This window comes from Bradyrhizobium sp. 87 (genome assembly GCF_023073015.1).
GTDB lineage: Bacteria > Pseudomonadota > Alphaproteobacteria > Rhizobiales > Xanthobacteraceae > Bradyrhizobium > Bradyrhizobium canariense_D.
This window is the reverse complement of sequence record NZ_JADPIQ010000022.1, coordinates 68,983-90,770: the sequence shown is the minus strand read 5'-3', so window position 1 is coordinate 90,770 and position 21,788 is coordinate 68,983. Positions and strand designations below refer to the sequence as shown.

At 63.1% G+C, this 21,788-nt stretch carries 19 protein-coding genes; 14 read left to right on the top strand and 5 right to left on the bottom strand.

Features of this window, described 5'->3' with window-relative positions; translation table 11 throughout:
• Nucleotides 1-31: 31 nt before the first annotated feature.
• Nucleotides 32-1,591 (bottom strand): glycine betaine ABC transporter substrate-binding protein, encoded by a 1,560-nt coding sequence (locus IVB50_RS04925; protein ID WP_018454348.1) that lies wholly within the window; start codon nucleotides 1,589-1,591, stop codon nucleotides 32-34.
• Nucleotides 1,588-2,370 carry an ABC transporter ATP-binding protein gene (locus IVB50_RS04920; protein ID WP_018454349.1) on the bottom strand — a complete coding sequence of 261 codons (783 nt, stop codon included), beginning with the start codon at nucleotides 2,368-2,370 and terminating at the stop codon, nucleotides 1,588-1,590. The genes IVB50_RS04925 and IVB50_RS04920 overlap by 4 nt, the downstream gene beginning before the upstream one ends.
• 146 nt (nucleotides 2,371-2,516) lie before the next feature.
• Between IVB50_RS04920 and IVB50_RS04915 the strand changes: the two genes are divergently transcribed.
• Complete coding sequence (locus IVB50_RS04915; protein WP_026232716.1) at nucleotides 2,517-3,335, top strand: ABC transporter ATP-binding protein; 819 nt, start codon at nucleotides 2,517-2,519, stop codon at nucleotides 3,333-3,335.
• Nucleotides 3,335-4,120, top strand: a complete 786-nt coding sequence (locus IVB50_RS04910; protein WP_018454351.1) for an ABC transporter permease — start codon at nucleotides 3,335-3,337, stop codon at nucleotides 4,118-4,120. The genes IVB50_RS04915 and IVB50_RS04910 overlap by 1 nt, the downstream gene beginning before the upstream one ends.
• Before the next feature lie 45 nt (nucleotides 4,121-4,165).
• Here the strand turns inward: IVB50_RS04910 and IVB50_RS04905 are convergent, their stop codons facing one another.
• A complete protein-coding gene (locus tag IVB50_RS04905) occupies nucleotides 4,166-4,615 on the bottom strand; it encodes a cupin domain-containing protein (protein ID WP_018454352.1) in 450 nt (149 codons plus the stop codon).
• A 138-nt stretch (nucleotides 4,616-4,753) separates the two neighbouring features.
• Between IVB50_RS04905 and IVB50_RS04900 the strand changes: the two genes are divergently transcribed.
• The 9 genes from IVB50_RS04900 to IVB50_RS04860 all read left to right on the top strand — a co-directional run bounded on the left by IVB50_RS04900 (nucleotide 4,754) and on the right by IVB50_RS04860 (nucleotide 15,629).
• The gene (locus IVB50_RS04900) at nucleotides 4,754-5,779 is read left to right on the top strand and encodes an ABC transporter substrate-binding protein (protein ID WP_018454353.1); all 1,026 of its coding nucleotides are present in this window, start codon (nucleotides 4,754-4,756) and stop codon (nucleotides 5,777-5,779) included.
• Between the two features lie 29 nt (nucleotides 5,780-5,808).
• On the top strand, nucleotides 5,809-6,513 hold the full coding sequence (locus IVB50_RS04895) for a hypothetical protein (RefSeq protein WP_018454354.1): 705 nt from the start codon (nucleotides 5,809-5,811) through the stop codon (nucleotides 6,511-6,513).
• A gap of 95 nt (nucleotides 6,514-6,608) precedes the next feature.
• On the top strand, nucleotides 6,609-7,931 hold the full coding sequence (locus IVB50_RS04890) for an ABC transporter substrate-binding protein (RefSeq protein ID WP_247294813.1): 1,323 nt from the start codon (nucleotides 6,609-6,611) through the stop codon (nucleotides 7,929-7,931).
• A gap of 31 nt (nucleotides 7,932-7,962) precedes the next feature.
• The gene (locus IVB50_RS04885) at nucleotides 7,963-8,733 is read left to right on the top strand and encodes an ABC transporter ATP-binding protein (protein WP_018454356.1); all 771 of its coding nucleotides are present in this window, start codon (nucleotides 7,963-7,965) and stop codon (nucleotides 8,731-8,733) included.
• Complete coding sequence (locus tag IVB50_RS04880; RefSeq protein ID WP_018454357.1) at nucleotides 8,733-9,437, top strand: ABC transporter ATP-binding protein; 705 nt, start codon at nucleotides 8,733-8,735, stop codon at nucleotides 9,435-9,437. Before IVB50_RS04885 ends, IVB50_RS04880 begins: the two co-directional genes overlap by 1 nt.
• A gap of 13 nt (nucleotides 9,438-9,450) precedes the next feature.
• The gene (locus IVB50_RS04875; RefSeq protein ID WP_018454358.1) at nucleotides 9,451-10,332 is read left to right on the top strand and encodes a branched-chain amino acid ABC transporter permease; all 882 of its coding nucleotides are present in this window, start codon (nucleotides 9,451-9,453) and stop codon (nucleotides 10,330-10,332) included.
• Nucleotides 10,329-11,348, top strand: a complete 1,020-nt coding sequence (locus IVB50_RS04870; protein ID WP_026232717.1) for a branched-chain amino acid ABC transporter permease — start codon at nucleotides 10,329-10,331, stop codon at nucleotides 11,346-11,348. The genes IVB50_RS04875 and IVB50_RS04870 overlap by 4 nt, the downstream gene beginning before the upstream one ends.
• Nucleotides 11,308-12,267 carry a polyphosphate kinase 2 family protein gene (locus IVB50_RS04865; RefSeq protein ID WP_018454360.1) on the top strand — a complete coding sequence of 320 codons (960 nt, stop codon included), beginning with the start codon at nucleotides 11,308-11,310 and terminating at the stop codon, nucleotides 12,265-12,267. Before IVB50_RS04870 ends, IVB50_RS04865 begins: the two co-directional genes overlap by 41 nt.
• Before the next feature lie 1,040 nt (nucleotides 12,268-13,307).
• Nucleotides 13,308-15,629 (top strand): mechanosensitive ion channel domain-containing protein, encoded by a 2,322-nt coding sequence (locus IVB50_RS04860; RefSeq protein ID WP_018454361.1) that lies wholly within the window; start codon nucleotides 13,308-13,310, stop codon nucleotides 15,627-15,629.
• Nucleotides 15,630-15,963: 334 nt separating this feature from the next.
• Here IVB50_RS04860 and IVB50_RS04855 read toward each other — a convergent pair whose 3' ends face one another.
• A complete protein-coding gene (locus IVB50_RS04855) occupies nucleotides 15,964-16,683 on the bottom strand; it encodes a hypothetical protein (RefSeq protein WP_018454362.1) in 720 nt (239 codons plus the stop codon).
• A gap of 106 nt (nucleotides 16,684-16,789) precedes the next feature.
• Nucleotides 16,790-17,764: a zinc-dependent alcohol dehydrogenase family protein gene (locus tag IVB50_RS04850; RefSeq protein WP_018454363.1), complete on the bottom strand. Its 975-nt coding sequence runs from the start codon at nucleotides 17,762-17,764 to the stop codon at nucleotides 16,790-16,792.
• A gap of 128 nt (nucleotides 17,765-17,892) precedes the next feature.
• On the opposite strand from IVB50_RS04850, the gene IVB50_RS04845 reads away from it, so the two are divergent.
• The 3 genes from IVB50_RS04845 (at nucleotide 17,893) to IVB50_RS04835 (ending at nucleotide 21,713) form a co-directional block, all read left to right on the top strand.
• The gene (locus IVB50_RS04845; RefSeq protein WP_018454364.1) at nucleotides 17,893-18,366 is read left to right on the top strand and encodes a helix-turn-helix domain-containing protein; all 474 of its coding nucleotides are present in this window, start codon (nucleotides 17,893-17,895) and stop codon (nucleotides 18,364-18,366) included.
• A gap of 385 nt (nucleotides 18,367-18,751) precedes the next feature.
• Nucleotides 18,752-19,747 carry a tripartite tricarboxylate transporter substrate-binding protein gene (locus IVB50_RS04840; protein WP_085350245.1) on the top strand — a complete coding sequence of 332 codons (996 nt, stop codon included), beginning with the start codon at nucleotides 18,752-18,754 and terminating at the stop codon, nucleotides 19,745-19,747.
• Between the two features lie 313 nt (nucleotides 19,748-20,060).
• Nucleotides 20,061-21,713 carry an NAD-dependent malic enzyme gene (locus IVB50_RS04835; protein WP_083926483.1) on the top strand — a complete coding sequence of 551 codons (1,653 nt, stop codon included), beginning with the start codon at nucleotides 20,061-20,063 and terminating at the stop codon, nucleotides 21,711-21,713.
• The last annotated feature ends 75 nt before the right edge of the window (nucleotides 21,714-21,788 follow it).

The following is a 21,788-nucleotide window of genomic DNA, read 5'->3' as shown; positions in this document are numbered from 1 at the left end:
AGGCCAGGACGACATCGAACGAATGGCGCGGCTACCGCCCACCCACCTTCTCCCACAGCCATTTCGCCACTGCATCCGGCGACGAATTCGCGTCATTGCCGGCGGCGCGCAAATTAGCTTCGCGCATGGTCGCGATGTCGATCTTGCCGAGCAGCGGCTTCACCGCGGCCCGCAGCCGTTCGTCGCCGGCGCGCTTTGGGGCCAGCAGCAGGATCGCATCGTAGGGCGGGATCGCGTGCCTGGGATCGTCGAGCGCAACGAGATCGTATTTTGCGATCAACCCGTCGCTGGTGTAGCCGGCGATGACATCGACCTCGCCGCTGGCGACGGCCGCATACATGAAGTCCGGCTGCATCTGGCGCTGGGCGCGGAACGAGAGGCCATAGGCCTTTTGCAGCGCCGCCCATTCGGGTCGCGAGAAAAACTCATAGTCGCCGGCGATCGACAGGGTCGAAGCATGCGCGGCGAGATCGGCGATGGTGCGGATGCCAAGCGCCTCGGCGCGCTTCTTCGGGATCACCAGCGCATAGGCGTTCTCGAAACCGAGCTCGCCGAGCAGGGTGATGTTCTCCTTCGCAAGCGTTGTCTGCAGCTCCGCCAACAGCTCCGCGCGCGGCTTGATGTCCGTGCGGTGAAGCTGATTGGCCCAGAGCGTGCCGGAATAATCGACGTAGAGATCGATATCGCCGGCTTTCAACGCCTCGAAGATCACGCTTGAGCCGAGACCGGAGCGTGCGACGGCGGCGAGACCGGCGGCCTGAAGCCGGTCCCGCATCAGCGCCGACAGCACATACTGCTCGGCGAACGTCTTGGCGCCGACGACATAGTTCTGTGACGAGCGCCCCATCGTCGGCACCAATGTTGCGGCGACCAGTGCCGCGATCCCGGCCGCGCCAAGCGCCGCACGCACGCGGCTGCGCCAGCGCAGGCCGCTCTCGACCAGGCCGAGCAGTTGATCGACGGCGAGCGCCAGCAGGGCCGAGGCAAAGCAGCCGAACAGCACGAACACCCAGTTCTGGGTCTGGAGCCCGGCAAAGATGTAATTGCCGAGGCTGGTCTGCCCGATCGGGGTCGACAGCGTCGCGGTGCCGATCACCCACACCGCGGCGGTGCGGATCCCCGCCATCATGACCGGCAGCGCCAGCGGCAGTTCGACCATCACCAGCGACTGCCGCGCGGTCATTCCGACGCCTTTGGCAGCCTCTATCAGCGCGGGATCGATGCCGTTGAGGCCGGTGATGCCATTGCGCAGCACCGGCAGCATCGAATAGAGCGCCAGCGCCAGCATCGCCGGCAGGAAGCCGAAAGCGGAGAAGGAGACGCCGAACCAGGCCAGCGCCACGGAGGCCGCGAGCAGCAGGAGCGGATAGAACAGCGCGAGCAGCGCCAGCCCGGGCACCGTCTGCACGATGCTGGCGAGCGCGAGCAGCACAGCGCGCGGCGTGGGACGGTTGCGCGTCAGAATCGCCAGCGGCAGGCTGACGATCAGGCCGAGCGCAAGCGCGGCGAGACTCACCCGCACGTGGTTGCCGAGATAGTCGGGCAAATGCGCCAGCGCTTCGCCCCAACGCGGATCCGTGAAAAGGCTCATGCCGCCCCGCCCTTTAGCAGCAGCGCGTTCAATCGCTCGACCTGGCGTCGCGGCGTCCGCAGCAGCTCCAGCACGTAGGCGTCGCTGCTTTTCGAGAGCTCCACTGGCGTGCCCTGCGCCAGCAGCTTCCCGCTGCGCATCACCGCGATGCGGTCGGCGAGCAGGATCGCTTCCGTCATGTCGTGGGTGATCATCACGGTGGTCAGGCCGAGCTTGCGGTGCAGCTCGCGAAAATCGTCGCCGAGCGCATCGCGGGTAAGGGGATCGAGCGCGCCGAATGGCTCATCCATCAGCACGATGCGGGGCCTTGCCGCAAGCGCCCGCGCCACGCCGACACGCTGGCGCTGGCCGCCCGAGAGCGCATCCGGCAACCGCCCGCGATGGGCGGCCCGGTCGAGCTGCACGAGCTCGAGCAACTCATCGACCCGTGTTGCGATATCCGCTGCCGAGACGCCGAGCAGCTTCGGCGTGATCCCGATATTGTCGGCGACGCTCAGATGCGGGAACAGTCCGCCGCTCTGGAAAACGTAGCCGATGCGGCGCCGCAGCGCGACCGGATCGACGGATTGCACGTCGTCGCCCTCGACCGTGATCGTGCCCCCATCCGCCTCGATCAGGCGGTTGGCGAGCCGCAGCAGCGTCGTCTTGCCCGAACCCGAGCCGCCGACGACGGCTACAAATTCGCCTTCGGCGATGTCGAGTGACACATCGTCCACGGCCTTGAGCGCGCCGAAGCTCTTGGTGACGTGGGCATAGCCAATCATCGGCCTGGACGGCATCGGGCGGGGCTCACTGCGCTGACCCGCCCCAGGGAAGGGAGGGGGAAGGGAGGGGATGACAAGGCCCATGCGTAGCACGCTTGGCGGCTTGATTGAACTTGGTCGCGCGAGCGGCTAAGGCATCGGGCCAAGTTCGGAGGAAGCATATGATAACGCCTACGGCAGTGGCGCTGGAAGATGCCAAGGTCGCGTTCCAGTTGGGGGACGGGCGGGTCTATACGGCGGTGGAGAAGGCGCATCTGACGGTGGCGCAGGGCGAGTTCGTCGCCATCGTCGGCCCGACCGGCTGCGGGAAATCAACACTGCTCAACGTCGCGGCCGGGCTGCTGAAGCCGGCTGCGGGGAGCGTCAGGATATTCGACCAGCCACTTGCCGGGCTGAACCGGGACGCCGGCTACCTGTTCCAGGCCGATGCGCTGTTCCCCTGGAAGACCGCGCTCGACAACGTCGCGATCGGGCTCGAAGTCAGCGGCACGCCGCGCAGCGAGGCACTGCCGCGGGCGCAGAAATGGCTGACCTCGGTCGGCTTGGGTGCCTTCGCCAACCGCTATCCGCACATGCTCTCGGGCGGCCAGCGCAAGCGCGTGGCGCTGGCGCAGGTGCTGATCCGCGATCCAAAGATCCTGCTGATGGATGAGCCGTTCGGACCGCTGGATGCACAGACCCGGCAGGTGATGGGCAACCTGTTGCTCGACCTCTGGAACGCTGACCGCAAGGCCGTGCTGTTCGTCACCCATGATCTGGAAGAGGCGATCGCGCTCGCCGACCGCGTCGTGATCATGTCGGCGGGGCCGTCCTCCCGCATCATCGGCGACTGGCGCGTGAGCCTGCCGCGCCCGCGCGACATTTTCGAAGTGCGGCTGGACAAGGAATTCCATGCGCTTCATCGCGAGATCTGGAGCGTGCTCAAGGACGAGGTCATGAAGGGCTATGCGCAGTCCACGCAAGCGGCGGAGGCGGTCTGATGTCGCGCGTCACGCTGCTTACGCTGCAAGTGCTGGTCGCGGTGGTCTGCCTCGCGCTGTGGCAATTGCTGTCGACCGTGCCCGTGTTCGGCAAGATCCTGCTGCCGCCGTTCTTCTTCTCCAATCCGGTCGATGTCTTCGCCCAGATCGTCAAATGGTTCTCGTCCGGTGTGATCTGGAAGCATCTCGGCATCACGCTGACGGAATCGATCCTGGCCTTCGTGATCGGATCGGCCGGCGGTGTGCTGATCGGCTTCTGGTTCGCGCGCCAGCCGCTGGTCGCCGCGGTGTTCGATCCCTACGTCAAGATGGTCAACGCTCTGCCGCGTGTGGTGCTGGCGCCGATCTTCGCGCTGTGGCTTGGGCTGGGCATCTGGTCCAAGGTCGCGCTCGGCGTGACGCTGGTGTTCTTCATCGTGTTCTTCAACGTCTATCAGGGCGTCAAGGAGGTCAGCCGCACCGTGCTGGACAACGGCCGCATGCTCGGCATGAGCGAGCGGCAGCTGATGCAGCACGTCTATTGGCCTTCGGCGCTGTCGTGGATGTTCTCCTCGCTGCACACGTCGGTCGGTTTTGCCGTGGTCGGTGCCGTCGTCGGCGAGTATCTGGGATCGGCGGCGGGGCTCGGCTACCTCATTCAGCAGGCCGAGGGCATATTCGACGTCGCCGGCGTCTTCGCCGGCATGTTCGTGCTGTCGGCCTTCGTCATCCTGATCGATTTTGGCGTGACATTGGTGGAGCGGAGACTGCTGGTCTGGCGCCCGACCGTGGACGGGCGTGGCTAAGCCGCGAGGGGCCCGCGCACCGCGCGAGCCCCGGATCGCGAAAGCTCAATCCAGCAGCTTGGTGTCATCGGGGGCCTGCGGCGGCGTCTTGATCGCGATCGCCTTGACCTGTCCGCTGATCGGCTTGGTGCCGCCATGCGGCGTCCCCTTCGGGATGATGACGAGGTCGCCCGGCTTCACCGTGACCTCCTTGTCGCCGAACCAGATCGTGCCGGTGCCCTCTAAGATGTACTGGATCTCGTTGGTGTTGGGATGCATGTGCTTGGGCACATTGCCGACCTGGATCGAGATGGTGGCGCCATCGGCGCTTGCGAACGTCTTGGAGCGGTAGCCGACGGCGTTGGCATTCCCGAGCGCGTCGCCCTCCATCTCGCCGGTGTGGATGATCTGCGGAGGGATGTTCTCCGCGGCCAGCGCCGGCCGCAGCAGGTGGGTTGCGCCGCATCCGGCGGCAAAAGCGGTGGCGATCGACAGTCCGATTGCAAGGCGATTCATGGATGATCCTCCCCATCAAGAATTGTTCTTGTGGGCTTCATGCTATTGCGCCGAAAGGCCGATGGCCAGCGCCTTCGGTCCTGCTTCTCAAGCCAGCCCGGCTGCTTTATGGTGCCGCCAGCCGAACGGAGGAAACCAATGAAGAACACGATAGCCAGGCTCGCGGGCGCGCTGCTCGCGCTGACGCTCACCACCGGTCTTGCCGCGGCGCAAAGCAAGGTCACGATCGCGATCGGCGGCGGCTCCTGTTTGTGCTATTTGCCGACGGTGCTGGCAAAGCAGCTCGGCGAATACGACAAGGCGGGTCTCGACGTTGAGCTCGTGGACCTCAAGGGCGGCTCGGACGCGCTCAAGGCCGTGCTCGGCGGCAGCGCCGACGTGGTCTCCGGCTATTTCGACCATTGCGTCAACCTCGCGGCCAAGAAGCAGGAGCTTCAGGCCTTCGTGGTCTATGACCGTTATCCCGGCCTCGTGCTGGTGGTTTCGCCGTCGCACACCAACGAGATCAAGTCGATCAAGGACCTCGCCGGCAAGAAGGTCGGCGTCAGCGCGCCCGGCTCCTCCACTGACTTCTTCCTGAAGTATATGCTGAAGAAGAATGGCGTCGATCCCGCCAGCACCGCCGTGATCGGCGTTGGCCTCGGCGCCACTGCGGTCGCCGCCATGGAGCAGGGCCAGATCGATGCGGCCGTGATGCTCGATCCCTCCGTGACCGTGCTCCAGGGCAGCCACAAGGATCTGCGCATCCTCTCGGACACCCGCACGCAAAAGGATACACTTGAGACGTTCGGCGGCGAATATCCGGGCGGCGCGCTGTACTCGACCGCGGCCTGGGTCGCCGGCCACGAGAAGGAGACGCAGGCGCTGACCAACGCGATCCTGGGCACGCTCGCCTGGATCCACTCGCACTCGCCCGAGGAGATCATGGCGAAGATGCCGGAGGAGACGGTTGGCAAGAACAAGGACCTCTATCTCGCGGCACTGAAGAACACGATCCCAATGTTCTCCGAGACCGGCAAGATGGACCCGAAGGGCGCCGACGCCGTGCTCGCGGTGTTCAGCGTTGGATCGCCCGAGGTCGCCAACGCCAAGATCGACGTCAGCAAGACCTTCACCAACAAGTATGTCGAGCAGGCCAAGAAGACCACGGGAAGCGTCAAATAACTGACGCGAAGGTGTGGTCATCAGGCGTCATGACGTCACCAATCATTCATCGGGTCACGACGCTTGAACTTGCCGTGCGGCCGATCGTCTGGGCGTTCGCGGAGGAGCGGCGCGCCGAGATCGCCACGCATTTCGCCGAGAAGCAGCGCGAGCGGCCAAAGATCTGGAACGGTCGCGTCCTGCTCGGGCGTGATGCAACGTTCGCCGACGGGCATCTTTCTGCGACCTATTTCGAGACCGATTTCGCGAGCTTCCTCGCCTGGCGCGATTGGGGTTTTCCCGACAAGGCCGTGTTCAACGGTTTTGGCATGGGCGCGTTGCGCGCCTCCGACGGCGCCTTCGTCATGGGTGAGATGGCGCAGCACACCGCCAATGCGGGCCGGATTTATTTCCCGTCCGGTACGCCCGATCTCGAAGACGTCAGGGGCCACACGCTGGACATTCCCGGCAGCGTGATCCGCGAACTCGAGGAAGAGACCGGCCTGACCGCCGCCGACTATCGGGTCGAGCCGGACTGGCACTGCGTCGTCACCGGCCCGACGATTGCGATGTTGCAAATCGTCAACCTGGACATGCCGGGTGATGTGGCGCGTGCGCGGATCGAAGCCAATCTGGCGGACGAGGCCGAGCCAGAGCTCTCGGCCATTCATCTCGTGCGCGGGGTGAGCGATCTCACGCCGTCCATGCCGCGATTTGTCACGGCCTTCGTCGAGCAGCAGTTCGCGTTGCGCTGATGCGCGAGGCTTGACATCGCTGCGCTCAGCCCATGTGATGGGCGAAAATATAAAACCAAAAAGAATGCAATGCACAATCGTCCAGGGAGGTTTTGATGCGCGTGCGCATGGCTGCCCGTTTGGTACGTGGGCTGTTGGTCGCGGTATCGGCGACAGGCTTGGCGCTGTCCGCCCAGGCCCAGGATCAAGGCAAAGAGAAGAAGATCAAGATCGGCGTCGTTTTCGATCTGACCGGGCCTCTCGCCGGCGGTGGCTCTGAACTCGGCTATATCGGCGCAAAGATCATTCTCGACCATTTCGCCAAGACCGGCGTCGAGGGTTACAAGATCGAAGCGGTCTATGCCGATGCGCAAAGCAAGCCCGACATCGCGATCAACGAATCCGTCCGCCTGCTCGAGCAGGAAAAGGTCGACATGGTGCTCGGCTTCTTCTCCTCGGCGCAATGTGTGCCGGTCGCGGCCCGCGTCGAGCAGCTCAAGAAGTTCATGTGGATGACGACTTGCATCTCGTCGGCCGTGTTCAACGAGAAGGGTTACAAATACGTCTTCCGCCCGCAGGCGAGCGGCGACCAGTTCGGCATGATGACCATGGATTTCATCGCGCAGAATGCCAAGGCGAAGTTCGACAAGGAGCCGAAGGATCTGCGCGTCGCCATCATTCACGAAGACGGCGCCTATGGCGTCGACGTGTCCAGGGGCAACGAGGCCGGCGCGAAGAAGGCGGGATTCAACGTCGTGATGAAGGAGGGTTATTCAGCCACCGCGCCTGACCTCTCCGCGCTGGTGACCAAGCTGAAGCGCGCCAAGCCTGATGTCATTTTCCACACTGGCTACAACCCTGATATCACGCTGTTGCTGCGTCAGGCGCGCGAGCAGGGGCTGAAGTTCGGCGCGCTGATGGGGCACGGCGCGGGTTACGGCGTCTATGAAAAACTGAAGGAAGGCATGGGAGCCGATGCCACCTACATCTTCAACACAGACCCGATCTCGATCTGGCTTGCCAACCAGAAGACCATGGATCCCAAGCTCCCGCCTGTGATCAAGATGGTTGGCGAGGAATTCGACAAGATCCGGCCCGGCGTCGCGATCCGCTCGGCGCATGTCGGCATCGGTGCGTCCAACACCTATGTGTTCATGAATGACGTGCTGCCGCGCGCGATCAAGAAGTATGGCGGGGTCGATCCGGATGCGCTGCGCAAGGCTGCCCTCGATACTGATATTCCCGAAGGGGGCACCATGCTCGGCTTCGGCGTGAAGTTTTACGGCGAGGGCACGCCGATGGCCGGGCAGAACGAGCGCTCGTTCCCGGTCGTGATCCAGTACATCGACGACAAGTCCTCCGTGGTGTGGCCCAAGAGTCAGGCGCAGCGCGAGGCTGTGCTGCCGCTGCCGAAGGGCACCACCTACAGCAATCAGTAGCGCAAATGCGCGCAGAGAGGAGAGCGGGACGGTGCTGGAAGTCAGCGGGCTGGTGAAGCGGTTTGGTGGCTTCACCGCCGTCAACAATGTGTCGTTCAAAGTCGATCAGGGCGAGATCCTCGGCCTGATCGGCCCCAACGGCTCGGGCAAGAGCACGATCTTCAATATGCTCTCGGGTACACTGGCGCCGACGTCCGGTTCGATCCTGTTCGACGGCTCCGAGATCGCGGGCCTTCCGCCGCACCGGATCATCAACAGCGGCATCGGCCGCACCTTCCAGATCCCGCGACCATTCCGCCGCCTGACGATCTTCGAGAACGTCGCGCTCGCCGGATTCTATGGCCAGGGCCGCCACAGCCGTGCCAGGGCCGAGGAGGCGGCCGAGCGCTCGCTGGCGATGGTCGGCTTGCCGACCGATCGCCATGCCAGCGTCGACGGCCTCGGCGCAGCCGGCCTGAAAAAGCTCGAACTGGCGAAAGCACTCGCCACCGCGCCCAAACTTCTGCTGGCCGATGAGAGCCTCGGCGGCCTCGACGAGGCCGAGATGGGGCAGGCGGCTAACATGCTCCGCAACATCCGCGACGAGCTCGGCATTACCATCATCTGGGTCGAGCACATCATGGGCGTGCTGATGCGCGTCGTCGATCGCGTCATGGTGCTCGATCACGGCGAGAAGATCTCTGAAGGTTTGCCGAGTGCCGTTGCCGGCGATCCCCGTGTCATCGAGGTCTATCTCGGCACCGATGCCGAGACCACGCAGGCTGCGGCCGCCGCAGCGCGCCGCCGCGCGGGGGTGCAGTGATGTTGGAGCTCCGCGGCGTCAATGCCGGCTATGGTACCTTCCAGGCACTGTTCGACGTCGATCTCGACGTGAGGGCGGGTGAGGCCGTCGGCGTCATCGGTCCCAACGGGGCCGGCAAGACCACCCTGATGCGCGTCATCTCCGGCCTGATCCGCCCCTCGCGTGGGGCGATCAGAATGGAAGCCGTCGACGTCGTGGCCACGCCGCCGCACAAGATCGTCAGCCTCGGGATCGCGCATGTGCCGGAGAACCGGCGGCTGTTTCCGCAGCTCTCGGTCGACGACAATCTCAAGATGGGCGCCTTCATGCAGGAGGCGCGCGGCCACTATGCCGAGCGGCTGGACGTGGTGTTCGAGCTGTTTCCGCGCCTGAAGGAGCGCCGCCACCAGATGGCGGGCACCATGTCCGGCGGCGAGCAGCAGATGTGCGCGATCGGCCGCGCGCTGATGTCGAATCCAAAGCTGCTGCTGCTCGACGAGCCGTCGGCGGGGCTCGCGCCGGTCGTGGTGCAGCAGGTGTTCGAGCTGGTGAAGCGGATCCGCGCCAGCGGGCTGACCGTGCTGATCGTCGAGCAGAATGTGCAGCAGGTGCTGAAAGTGGTCGATCGCGCCTATCTGATCGAGGCGGGTACGATCAGGTCCTCAGGCACCTCGGCCGAGATGCTGGCGAGCGACACGGTCAAGGAAGCGTATCTCGGGGTGTGAGGTTCATGCAGGCATGCAAGCATTTCTGGACATTTTCGACATCTACCTGCTGGAGGCCGTGATCAACGGCATCCTGCTCGGCGGCGTGCTGGCGTTGCTCGCGCTCGGGCTCAATTTGATCTTCGGCGTCATCGACGTGACCTGGATCTGCTACGCAGAGCTGGTGATGATCGGCATGTACGCCATGTACTTCCTGGTGCAGTATTACGGCATCAGCTATTTCGTCGCCGCGCCGCTCACCATCCTGCTGGTCGCGGTGCTCGGCGCGGCGCTGCATTACCTCGTGATCGCGCCGCTGCTCACGGCGCCGCCAATCAACCAGTTGCTGGCGACCGGCGGGGTGCTGTTCGTGCTGCAGAGCTTTGCCACGGTCGCCTTCGGCATCGACTTCCGTAACCTCGGCATCCGCCTGCCGGTGCTCGCCTTCGGCGACATGAATTTCAGCTACGCGCGACTGCTGTCCTTCCTGGCCGCGCTGGTCGGCATGGTCGCGGTCTATCTGTTCATGACGCGGACCTTCACAGGGACCGCGATCCGGGCGATCTCGCAGGACCGGCAGATCATGGCGCTGATGGGCGTCGACACGAAGCGGATCTATCTCATTACCTCTGCGATCGGCGGGGGGCTGGCCGGGCTCGCAGCATGCCTGCTGGTTCTGCAATATGACGTGCATCCCTTCGTCGGCCTGTCGTTCGGCCCGATCACCTTCCTGATCTGCGTGCTCGGGGGCCTCGGCAATTTCATCGGCGGCTTCATCGCCGCCTTCGTGTTCGCCGAGATCATCTCGCTCGGCGGCCTGTTCTCCGATCTCGAATGGGGCTATGTGCTTGCCTTCGCGTTCTTCATCGTCATGATGTTCATCCGGCCCGCGGGCCTGCTCGCGAGGCGCCGATGATGGGGCGGGGACGGCTTGCAGCCTGGGGGATCGGATTGGCGGCGCTGGTCGCGCTGCCTTTCGTCTATCGCGATCCCTATCATCTGCACATCCTGGTGCTGATCCTGATCTGGTCGTTCGCCTATACGTCCTGGTCGATGATGGGGCGGTTCGGCCTCGTCTCGCTCGGCCACGGCGGTTTCATGGGAATCGGCGCGTATGTCACCGCGCTACTCTGGAATCACCTAGGCTGGTCGCCCTGGATCGGCATCCCCATCGGCATGGTCGCGGCCGGCGCGCTGGCGCTGATCGTCGGCTATCCCTGTTTCCGCTTCCGCATCACCGGGCACTATTTCGTGCTGGTGACGCTCGCGCTCTCCGGCATCGTGCTCCAGGTCATTACGGCGACGCGCGACTACACCGGCGGCTCGCTCGGCTACACGCCGAACCGGGCCGCGGGCAACAAGCTCTGGTCGCTGCAATTCGACGACAAGATCACCTGGTACCTGATCGCGCTCGGGGTCTGGCTTTTCGGCATCGTGGTCTGGCACTGGGTCGACCGCAGCATGGCCCGCTATGCGCTGGAGGCGATCTCGGAGGACGAGGACGCCGCGGCCGCCGCCGGCGTCGACGTCACCGCGGAGAAGCTGAAGATCACGCTGCTCAGCGCGCTGATGACGGCATTGGCCGGCGCGCTCTACTGCCAGTACCAGATGTTCATCACGCCTGATACCGTCAGCGGCATCGCGGTGTCGCTCCAGATGGTGTTCGCGGCCATCGTCGGCGGCCTGTTCGTCTCGCTCGGCCCGACCTTCGGCGCTATCATCACGATTATGCTGGCCGAGACCCTGCGCATCGGCTTCGGCACCAAGGCGGTCGGCTGGGACAATCTCGTCTACGGCGTGTTGCTCGTGCTTTTCATCATATTCCTTCCCAAGGGTATCCTTGGTAGCTTGCTCGACCGATTGAAGCCGCAACGCAAGGTGTCCCGCGCTCATGAGCAAGAAGTCGTCCAAATCGCTCGCCCAGGAACTTGACCGCTACATCACGCCGTTCCGCTACGATGGTTCGGGCAAGTTTCATCTCAAGGATCACAAGACCAACGAGAAGGGCGACCTCGACAAGGAGAAGGCCCAGGAGATTCTCGATGCCAACATGAAGCGGCTGATCGCGTTTCAGGAGAAGCTCTACGCCCAGGACCGCTGGTCGGTACTGATCGTGTTCCAGGCGATGGACGCCGGCGGCAAGGATTCCGCGATCAAGGCGATCTTCGAGGGGATCAATCCGCAGGGCTGCGAGGTCAGTGCCTTCAAGGCGCCGAGCAGCAAGGAGCTCGATCACGATTTCCTCTGGCGCCACGTGGTCGCGCTGCCGGAGCGCGGGCATATCGGCATCTTCAACCGCTCCCATTACGAGGAATGCCTGGTGACGCGCGTGCATCCGGAGGTCCTCGCCAAGGAGAAGCTGCCGTCAATGCTCGTCACCAAGAACATCTGGAAGGAGCGGTTCGAGGACATCTGTGCGTGGGAGCGCTATCTCGCGCGCAACGGCACCGTGGTGCTGAAGTTCTTCCTCAACCTGTCCAAAGACGAGCAGCGCGAGCGCTTCCTCGACCGGCTGGAGGATCCGTCCAAGCAGTGGAAGTTCTCCATGGACGACATTAAGGAGCGCGCGCTGTGGCCGCGCTACCAGGCGGTCTATCAGGACATCGTCCGGCACACGGCAACGCCTCATGCGCCGTGGTATGTCGTGCCGGCCGACCACAAATGGTTCGCGCGCGTCGTGATCGGGTCGGCCATCGTCGCGGCGCTCGAAAAGCTCGATCTGCGCTTCCCTCGCGCCGACAAGGCCTCGGCGGGTGAATTCGACGAGGTGCGCAAGGCGCTGGAGAAGGAGGAGAAGGCGGGCAAGAAACAAAAACGCGAAAACAACCCCATGCACAGTAGCCGGGGATAACGAAATCAATGACTTGAAGGTCAGCGCGAGCGCTTGCGGATTTAACGAAATCGTTTGACTCGCCGGGCAAAACAGGGGCATGATGTGATCATCCCCAAATTCCTCAGTACTCGCGTCCACCGGTAGCAGAAGCGTTCTACATTGGCGGGAAGGGCGGCCTCGCAATTCGCCCACTTCTCGCATTTCGCTGCAAGCGAATCCGTCGCAGTCAGATGGAACGCGCCCTCAAATGTGATTTGCGCGCCGTTGATCTTGCTTGACAGTTCTTCGTCACGGGAGGACCATCTCAATGGTCGCAAACAAGCGACGCGCAACGTCCACATCAAGAGCAAGGGGAGGTCTATGACACCACCTCCGCAGATCCAGCCGCGTTAAGTGCGATGGAGCTCGTTCGGACTATCGCATAGCGGCAGAAAACCGCGAACGGCACGCCGGGCCAAGGTTTAGAGGGCTGCATCAGTGTGGCATAGCCCCTACCTGCCCGGCGCTGTATTGTGCATCACATCGATTGCACACCGATCCACGTCGGAGGGCCGTGACGCGGCCGCCGTGCTTTTGACATCGTGCTTCTCTCTTCCTCCTCCTCACGGCCGTCATTCCGGGCCGACTCCCGGAATGACGGAGGGCTGTCGCATATCAGGGCTGTCGCATATGACGTCTCAGCGGCGCCTGAGCGAGCGCCTCGTCCTTCGAGACGCCGCGTTCTGCGGCTCCTCAGGATGAGGCTCAGCTGCATCCATCTGCGTTGAAATGTTGCCGCATATTCATCCCTCATCCTGAGGGCTCGCCGCAGGCGGGCGTCTCGAAGAATGGCCGCGGTTGAGCTTCCAGCCGCGTGCCTGCATTCCGATCGCTGCACGTCCTGCCTTGAGACCGCGGTTCCCGTTTACTGCACCGCGGCAAATGCCAAGAGAATGTCGCCTCATTGGCCAACTTCCGACACAGCGCCCGGGCGAATAGCGTCGATCCGACATGATGCATGTGCTTCGGCGGTGACGGGCCCGACGTCGCCGTCGCATTCATTTTCCCAGGGATCCCTCGTGTCGCATAAGCTTGCCTCCGCGCTTCTCGCCGCGCTCTTGATCGCGATCTCATCTCTCTCCTGCGCCCGCGCCGCGCCGCCGACGAGTAGCGCTGCCGCGTTGTCGCCCGATGAGGCCAAGCGCGCGCTGGAAACGCTGCAGGACGACAAGAAGCGCGCGCAGATGATCGACACGCTGCGCGCGATCGCCAATGCGTCCGGTGCACAGCAGCCCGCGCCCGAGCCAAAATCGCCGATCCCGCTCGCGGCCGACGGCCTCGGTGCGCAGCTCATGCTCACCGTGTCCGAGGAAATCGGCGAGATTTCGCGAGACGTCGCCGATATGGCCAGGACGCTCACGCACTTCCCGGCGTTCTATTACTGGATCGTGCGGACCGCGAACGATCCCGCGGCCTACAATCTCCTGATCGAGATCGCCTGGAAGCTTGCGCTGGTGTTCGGCTGCGCCTTCTGCGCCGAATGGGTGATCTTCCGTCTGATCCGCCGCCCCGTCGTGTTCCTGGAAGGGCGCATGCCGCAAACGGCGCGTCTGCCGGTGCAGGTGTTGCCCATTGCCGATCCGCCGTCATCCGTGGCCGATGTCACCCCGGCGCCCGAACTGCACATGCGCCGCCACAGCCTGGCGCGGGCCTGGCAAATCATGCTGCGGCTGCCGCTCGTGCTGGGACGCTTCCTGCTCGAGCTGCTACCCGTGTTGGTCTTTGTCGGCGTCGCCACGGCGCTGCTCGGCACCGAGATCGGCGGGCCCACCACCGTCCGTCTCGTGATCCTCGCCGTCGTCAACGCCTATGCGTTCTCGCGCGGGCTCTTCTGTGTGGTCCGTGTGCTGGCGGGACCGTTCGGCTTGTTTCCGGTCAAGGCCGAAACCGCCGCCTATATCGAGATCTGGGCGCGCCGTATCGTCGGTGTCGGCGTCTCCGGCATCGCCTTTGCGAATGTGGCGCTGCTGCTCGGCCTGCATCGCGGCGGCTACGCCGCGCTCCTGCGCATGGTGATGCTGGTCGTGCATCTCTTCATCGTCGTCATCATCCTGCAATGCCGCCGCCAGGTCGCCGAAGCGATCCGCGCGCCGGCCGACCGGCAGGGGATCGCGGCGCGACTGCGCAACCGCATCGCGGGCGGCTGGCACTATCTCGCCATCGCGCTCGACCTTGCGCTGTGGGCCGTGTGGGCGCTGAACATTCGCAACGGCTATTCGTTGCTGCTGCAATATTTCGTCGGCACCATCGCGGTGGCGCTGATCACGCGTGTCGCCATCATGCTGACGCTGGGCCTGATCGACCGCGGCTTCCGCATCAAGCCCGAGATCCTCCAGCGCTTTCCGGGCCTCGAGATCCGCGCCAACCGCTACCTGCCGCTGCTGCGCAAGATCGTATCCGGCGTGATCGCCTTCATCGGCCTGGTGGCCGTGCTCGAAGTCTGGGGCGTCGACGCCATCGTATGGTTTTATGGGGGCCAGATCGGCAGCCGGCTGATCTCGGCGGTGGTGACGATCGGACTTGCCGTGTTCATCGCAGCTGCGATCTGGGAAGCCAGCAACGCGCTGCTGGACCGCCAGATCAATACGCTGTCGCGCGATGGGCACTATGCCCGGGCCGCGCGGCTGCGGACCTTTCAGCCGATGCTGCGCACGGCCTTGCTGTGCGTGATCGCCACTGTCGTCGGGCTCACGGCGCTCAGCGAGATCGGCGTCAACGTCGCGCCGCTGCTGGCGGGCGCCGGCATCGTCGGCATCGCCATCGGCTTCGGCTCGCAGAAGCTGGTGCAGGATCTCATCACCGGCCTGTTCCTGCTGCTGGAGAACACCGTCCAGGTCGGCGACAGCGTCAGCGTGTCCGGGCTATCGGGCGTGGTCGAGAACGTCTCGATCCGCACGATCAGGCTTCGTGCCGGCGACGGTGCCGTGCACATCGTGCCGTTCAGCGCGGTCACGACTATCACCAATGCCAGCCGCGGCGCCGGCAATGCGTCCGTCAGCGTCAACGTCGCCTACAAGGAGGATACCGACCGCGCCGGCCAGATCCTCAAGGACATCGTCGACGAGATGCGCCGCGAGGTGGAATTCCGCAGTCTGATCCGCGGCGATCTCGAGCTCTGGGGCATCGACAAGGTCGACGGCGCCATGGTGTCGATCGTCGGCCAGATCCGCTGCACCGAGGCCGGCCGCTGGCCGGTGCAGCGCGAATTCAACCGCCGCATGAAGCAGCGTTTCCAGCACAACGGCATCGAGGTCGCATCCGCCACCCAGACCATCCTGATGCACATCGCGCCGCCGGCTGATGGCGCCGCTCATCTGACGCCAAGGCGAGCGGTCGGCTAGAGAGTCTGTCCATAAACGTCGGCTTGCCAATCGAAAGCGGAAGTGTCCGACCTTACGTGTGATCGGCGGCTCGTGATCCAAACCGGAAGTCGGCATGCCAACGATAACTCAGAACAGAGGAGGTGGCGCCTTTTGGCCCCGCCTTGCCCTTAAGTTCGTTTGTGTCCACGCCATGAACGTACTCGCGCGTGTCCTTCAAACGTTTTTCTTGGATGTACGCGCTCCTCAAGTCGATTGTGTCTACCCCAATCGCCGATGACACCCACGGCGCGCGCCATGGGGCAGTCGGGGGGTACCCATTTGCTTGCGTGCTTCCTGCCGTCTGAATGCTTTTTTAAGTCAAAGCAATTGCAGAGATATCGATACCGACGAGGACAGATTCGGTATTTATACTTCCGTCCGGGTTTCTCCTGAACGCGCGCCGTTTGGTTGGCATCATAATCCCTTGAATGTTCTTGTACTCGGACATGTAGTGCGCGGCTGGAGCACCACCTGCCACGAGTGTGGTATAATCCAAACGAGCGATGAGCCCGTTTTCATCGACGTGGAATATCTGGTCCGGACAGTGAGTTCCAACCTTCTCGGGAAAAGTGATCTTGAGCCGCCGGCGTACCGTGCCTTGGTCGGTCGCCGGGTCTATCTCTTCCGCTTTGGCACTCTCAGTGACAAACATAAATGGAGTATTCAGATAATTCCAAAGTGCATACCCGGTAAAGTAAGCCAGATGCAGCCTATCCCACGTCGTCTGAAGAGTATGTCCTTCAAACGCATTTCTTGGATGTACGCGCTCCTCGATAAGCTTCCCGTCGATTGTCTCTAGCCGAACACGATCCGGTTCGTAGATGCTTTGCACGCCTTCTTCGGTAAAGTGCGTAAAGCAAGTTCGCTGTTCTTTCGTTTGCGCCTTCAATTGAACATTTTCGAAGACACCATCCCATCCCTTTCTAGTCCAGTGCGAACCATGCATCGAGAGGTTCACGTCGATCGCGTTGAATTTTCGCCATCGTTCAAGAGTTCCGTGAGACTCAAGCACCAGATCTAAAAGAGCAGTCATGTGTCCTCCGGTTCGCCCTATTGGAATTAGGGCCATCGCTTTCGATATCGCACTAGCTGCGGTTTCAGGCGCTTAGAATTCAGGGCGCCTGACCGTTGATCATCCATTAGTTGGGTTTCAGAAGGACTTTCCCGCCTTTTTGCGCATGCGCCATGGCCTGAGTTGCCTGCTCGAGCGAATAAACGCCGGCGACCGGAACGTGCAGTTTGCCTTCGGCGATCAGTCGCTCGGCTGTCCGCGTATGAGCCGCAAGCTTTTCGTGTGCATCTCGAAAGCGCGGAAATCCCAGCCAAAACCCTTCCAGGGTCATCTGCTTGAAAATGATGTTCAGAGGACTCATGGCCGCGGGCTTTCCGCTGACGCCGCCATAGACGACCATCTTGGTGTTCGACGCGAGGCAAGACGCTACCGAGTGCGAGGACTCGCCACCCACGCCGTCGATGCCCAGCTTGATTTTAGCCTTGCCGGTCGCCGCTGCGACCTGCTTCACAACGTCGGGTCCATCGACAAGGACGACGTCAGCTCCGGCTGACTTCAGCTCATCCACCAGCTCGGGTCTGCGCACGAGGCTTACCGAGCGCAGTCCGAACTCCTTTGCAAACGCAATGACGCTGCGTCCCACACCGGAATTGCCGGCGTTCTGGATGACCCAGTCGTCCTTGCCGAGTTCGACATACTCGGTTAGGAGCAATGCCGCTGTGAGCGGATTGATCCGAAGCATTGACATCTGTTGGGGATCGGCTTGCTCAGACAAGACGATGAGATCGGTGGCCGGCACCGTGATGGCCTGTCTCCACACGGGAAGCCCGATCGGAATGGCCACACGATCGCCAGTCCTTACATTTTTAACCGAGGCTCCTACGGCGACAACGCGGCCAATAGCTTCGTTCCCGAGCGGCGCGGGCGGCTGCGGCCTGATCGCATACATGCCACGGATCATCAGAAGTTCAGCAAGTCCGATCGCTGAGTATTCGACCGCGACCGTGGCTTCATTTGCTGCCGGCGGTGGGGGTGGATCGCTTTCGACAACTTCAACCACCTCGGTGGGTTTGCCAAACTTAGACATTTGCAGAAACTTCATTGTCCCCTCCGCGAGAGCTGTATGGCTCATTCCGCCAAGTAATCTTACGGTTCCCTGACCGCTCGACCGGCCAAACCATGCTAAGTTCATATAACGAACTGTCATTAACGTCAACCTGTGTATGAAAAATGAACTCAGAAAAAGCGCATTCGCCCGAGCTGGATCTTCGCTTGATGTTGGAGCTAAAAAACAACTGCTCCATCAAGCGAACGCTCGAGATTGTTGGTGAAACCTGGACCTTGTTGATCTTGCGCGAGGCCTCATGGGGGGTTCGCCGCTTCCAGGACTTTCAAACGTTTTTGGGCATACCAAGAGCGGTGCTGTCTGAGCGCCTGGAAAAACTTGTTGAGTACGGAATCTTTGAAAAAACTCCTTACAAGGAGCCGGGGGCGCGAAAGCGCTATCAATACGAACCCACCAAAGCCGGCATCAAGCTATTGCCTGTGCTGATGGCATTGAGCCAATGGGGAGATGAGCATCTCGGCAAAGGATCTGCCCGCATGATCGACAAAGCGACTCGGGAAGAAGTGTTTCTGAAGGTCGTCAGCAAAAACGGCGACCATGTCCCAGTGGAGCGGGTGCGACCAGTAGTGCGGAGGTAATCACACGTTTGTGGTCAATAATGTTGATCGGCTTGCTGAAAGTAAGAAAGAAGTTCTTGAGCGATTGAGCAGGCGGGGTCCCATCGTGCGATTTGCCGAGCCTGCGGATCATCGGTCGGACACGCGCCAATGAAGCACTAACGCCAGCTGAGCGGGCCCCACGCGATTTCCACACATGGCCCAACTCGGACCTAGGGTGAGGTGCGCCAACGCGGCCGGTATCGGAGGCAGAGTGGACCTCAGACGAAGTGCAGCGCGAGTTTATGAGTACATGTCCTAAGCTGTCCGACATCATTTTCAGCTTGCCTCGGCCCGCGCCGCAGCGTTCACTCCGGCTCCAGCCTGCTGACAACATGCGGGCGACAAAAAGCGTGGGGGGAGACTGATGCGGGGGCTGTGGGCCGGATTGCATAATCATGCGATCGTCATTGCTGGGCTGATCGCCTATGGGTTGATCGCGCCGCTAAGCGCCCAGCCGTTTCCGTCGCGGCCGATCACCCTCGTGGTGCCGTTCGCGGCGGGCGGTCCGACCGATACGCTGGCGCGCATCCTGTCCGAACGCATCGCCGCTGAATTGCACACGTCGATCGTGGTGGAGAACATCGCCGGCGCCTCCGGCAGCATCGCCGGCGCCCGCGTCGCGCGCGCAACGCCTGATGGCACCACGATCACGATCGGCCATTGGGGCACGCATGTGCTCAACGGCGCGATCTTCAAGCTGCCATACGACGTGATCGCCGATTTCGAGCCGGTCGCGACGATCGCGATGGGCACGCAGCTCATCGTCGGCCGGAAGACGCTCGAAGCCAACACTCTGAAAGAGATGATCGCGTGGCTGAAGGCCAACCCCGGCAAGGTGACTGCCGGCACGGCCGGCGCCGGCACGGGGGCCCACGTCGCCGGTGTCTTCTTCAAGGAGAGGACCGGCACCGACTTCCAGTTCGTGCCGTATCGCGGCGCGGGGCCCGCCATGATCGACCTCGTGGCCGGGCAGATCGACATCATGTTCGATCAGGCCTCGAACTCGCTGCCGCACTACAAGAACGGTGCGATCAAGGCGTTCGCGGTGACGTCGCCGACGCGGCTCGCCTCCGCGCCCGATATCCCGACGGTCGACGAGGCGGGGTTGCCCGGTCTCTACATCTCCTACTGGCACGGCATCTGGGCACCGAAGAACACGCCGAAGGAGATCGTCACAAAGCTCAACGCGGCCATTGTCACCGTGCTTGCCGATCCCACCGTCAAGCAGCGGTTTGGCGAATTGGGGCAGGAGATTCCTCCGCCCGATCAGCAGACGCCCGCAGCGCTCGGAGCCTTCCAGAAGGCCGAGACCGAGAAATGGTGGCCGATCGTGAAGGCCGCCGACATCAAGGCGGAATAATACCACTGCCTCATCCTGAGGAGCCCGCGGAGCGGGTGTCTCGAAGGATGCGCCGCAAGCGAGAGCAGGGCCTGCGTGGTTCGCCCGGCGATGCAAAGCATCGTCCGGAGACGCGCGTTCCGCGCTCCTCACCATGAGGAGAACGACAGCCTCGCGGCGTTAACCTTTTCGTGCGCACGACGACCGGTCTGTCACCAAAACCTCGCTGCGGTGCGGGATCACAATGCTTGCCGCAGTTTTCTGCGTCCTTGATCTCAGGTGAGTGCTGGCCGACAATGCTCGCCCTTCAATAAGAAACTCCCTGGGGGAATTCGTGAATAGACCTGCTCGGGTCAGCGCCCATTCGACATCGTCCGATTCCGTGCACGGCATGGCGCTGCTGCGCGATCCCCTGCTCAACAAGGGCACCGCCTTCTCCGCGCAGGAGCGCGACGATCTCGGCCTGCGCGGCCTGCTGCCGCCTTGCGTGCTGACGATGGAGACCCAGGTCGAGCGCGTGCTGGTCAATCTGCGCACGCTGCCGACCGATCTCGAGAAATATGTCGCGCTGAATGCCTTGCACGACCGCAACGAGGCGCTGTTCTTCCGCGTCGTCGTCGACAATATCGACGAGATTCAACCGATCATCTACACGCCGACGGTCGGGCTCGCCTGCCAGAAATACGGCCTGATTTTCCAGCGGCCACGCGGCATGTTCATCTCCTCGCGCGATCGCGGCCAGATCGCCGAGATCCTGAAGAACTGGCCCTATCCGGCCAAGCTGATCGTCGTCACCGATGGCGAGCGCATCCTCGGCCTCGGCGATCTCGGCGCCAACGGAATGGGCATTCCGGTCGGAAAGCTCTCGCTCTATTCGGCCTGCGCCGGCGTGCATCCCGAAACGTGCCTGCCGATCGTGCTCGACGTCGGCACCAACAACGAAGAGCTCCTGAAGGACCCGTATTATCTCGGCCTGCGCGAGCGGCGGCTCACGGGCGAGGCCTATGACAGCTTCGTCGACGAGTTCATGGTCGCCGCGCGAAAGACCTTTCCGGGTGTGCTGATCCAGTTCGAGGATTTCGCCAACCACTCGGCGTTCAAGCTGCTGCACAAATACCGCGATGAGGCCTGCGTCTTCAACGACGACATCCAGGGCACGGCTGCGGTGGCGCTCGCCGGCCTGTTTTCGGCGCTGCGCGTCAACGGCGGCAAGCTGAAGGACCAGCGCATCCTGTTCCTCGGCGCCGGCGAGGCCGCGACCGGCATCGCCGATCTCGTGACGTCCGCGATGATGGCGGAAGGTGCCTCTGAAGCCGAGGCGCTTCGGCGCAACTGGCTGGTGGATTCCCGCGGCCTCGTCGTTGGCGCCCGCCAAGGCCTGTCCGGTCACAAGCTCCGTTATGCCCATGCCGGTCAGGCGCCGATCGCCGATTTCCTCACCGCGATCAGGACGCTGAAGCCGACCGCCATCATCGGTGTTGCCGCGGTCGGTGGCGCCTTCACGCCCGACGTGCTCAAGGCGATGGCCGAGCTCAACGAGCAGCCGATCGTGTTCGCGCTCTCCAATCCGACTTCGAAGGCCGAATGTTCGGCGGAGGACGCCTACCGCTACACCGGAGGCCGCGCGCTGTTTGCCTGCGGCAGTCCGTATGACCCCGTCAAGCTCAACGGCCGAACCTTCGTGCCGCGCCAGGGCAACAACTCCTACATCTTCCCGGGCGTCGGCCTCGGCGTCATCGCCAGCCGCTCGCGGCTGGTCACGGACGAGATGTTCATGGCGGCCGCCCATACGCTCGCCGATTGCGTCGGCAAGGACGATCTCGCGCAAGGCAGCCTCTACCCGGCGCTGCCACGCATCCGCGAAGTCTCGGTGCGTATCGCCGCCGCCGTCGCCGATGTCGCCTTTCAGCGCGGGCTCGCGGACGGACCCGCGCCGAACGACGTGAAGGGACTGGTTCAGTCCCAGATGTACGAGCCGCAGTACTGAGGCCTCCGCCTCGTCATGGCCGGGCATAGCCGTCCGAAGGACGGCGTCGCTTCCGCTCGCCTATGTCCCGGCCAT